This window comes from Neisseria sp. P0001.S005 (genome assembly GCF_051963715.1).
Map to the genome: position 1 here is coordinate 1 of NZ_JBQCTZ010000383.1, position 1,695 is coordinate 1,695.

At 48.9% G+C, this 1,695-nt stretch carries 1 protein-coding gene and 1 pseudogene; one reads left to right on the forward strand and one right to left on the reverse strand.

All coding sequences use genetic code 11. The features are described 5' to 3' along the window. Positions 1–763 (reverse strand): annotated as a pseudogene (locus ACTHSP_RS20405) (cytochrome-c peroxidase); the annotation flags it as partial. Between the two features lie 381 nt (positions 764–1,144). Here ACTHSP_RS20405 and ACTHSP_RS20410 point away from each other — a divergent pair. Continuing rightward, positions 1,145–1,695 (forward strand): FTR1 family iron permease (locus ACTHSP_RS20410; protein WP_440346811.1); only part of this gene is annotated, 551 nt, incomplete at its 3' end.

The following is a 1,695-nucleotide window of genomic DNA, read 5'->3' on the forward strand; positions in this document are numbered from 1 at the left end:
AATGCGCGTACGCCTTTGCGTTCTTGTTCGCTCAGGGCAGATACGTTGCCTTTCAGGTAGTCGTCCCAACGGGTCGGGGTCAGCAGGGTACGTTCAAACGCGCCCAATGCGGTGGTGATGTTTTTGAAGGAAACGGCGCCGTCTTCAGGGAATGCGGCTTTGAATTTCTCTTGGTATTCAGGAATACCGGCGATTTTTGCGGCGGCATCGGCTTCGGTAGCGTTGGCCATTTCAACAGGGTTGAGCAATGGGCCGCCGGCTTGTTCTTCCACATCGGCTGCACGGCCGTCCCAGAATTGGCTGCCCAACAAGGCGGCATTTAGGGCAGTTGGGGAGTTACGGCCGCCGAATTGGCTTTTATGACCCGCGCTGGTCGGCATGTTGTCTACGCCGGCAGTTGCCAAGTTGTGGCAAGAGTTACAGCTGACGGTGTTGCCTTTGGACAGGCGGTTTTCGTACCAAAGTTGTTGGCCGAGTTTGACTTGTTCTTCGGTAAACGGACGAACTTGTTGCATTTCGGCTAAGTCAGGCAAAGGTTTGAACGTAGCTTGCGCGCGTTCCAACAGGGCTTTGTCTTCGTCAGAAACATTGGCAGAATTTTGAGGGGCTGAAACGGCGGCGGTGCTTGCGGCGGCATCGGCAGCGCTCGCGGCAGAAGCCGCTTGAGGGGTTTCGGTTGTTTGAGCGTTTTCTCGCCGCAGGCGGTCAGCGCGGCAGAAACGGCCAAAGCCAAAGCGATTTGGTGGAGTTTTAAACGTGGCATAGGAGGGTTCCTTTGTTATGCGTTTGTTATGTCATGGATTGCTGATTGCACCAGCAATATGCCAACTATAAAAGATAAGGCGGTTTTAATTTTTGTTGTAAATCAACCTTTTAAATTTGATAAATTTTGAAAATATAACTGATAGAGAATTTTATACTATGGAACTTTTTTATTATTTCTTTACAATTAGTTATAGTTTTTAAGGCCGTCTGAAAAAATAAAATTCAGACGGCCTTTTAGTTTTTATTGATTACGTTCGTTATTTTCTTTTAAAAAATCTTAATAAATATAGGGTTATTAAAAAATGAAAATAATTTGCGTTATTAAGCGTAAAGCGTTATAAATGCGTTAACAGATAAACGTTTCACTTTAGAGTTTTTTATGCTGATTGCTTTATTGATTATGCTGCGCGAGGGCATCGAAGCCGCCCTGATTGTCGGCATTGTTGCCAGTTTTTTGAAACAGTCGGGACACAGCGAGCTGATGCCGAAGGTTTGGCTGGGTGTGTTTTTGGCTGCGGCCATGTGTTTGGGTATTGGTTACGGCATTCATTCCGTTACGGGCGAGATTCCGCAAAAAGAACAGGAATTGGTGGTCGGCGTCATCGGCCTGGTGGCTGTGGCCATGCTGACGTACATGATTTTGTGGATGAAAAAGGCCGCACGTTCGATGAAACAGCATCTTCAGGATTCTGTTCAGTCGGCCTTGAACCGCGGCAGCGGCCAGGGTTGGGCCTTGGTCGGCATGGCGTTTTTGGCTGTAGCGCGCGAAGGTTTGGAGAGCGTGTTTTTCCTGCTGGCCGTGTTCCAGCAAAGCCCGACGTGGTCTATGCCGATAGGCGCGGTGTTGGGGCTATTGGTGGCGGTTGTCATCGGTACGCTGATTTATCAGGGCGGTATGCGCCTGAACTTGGCGAAGTTTTTCCGTTGGAC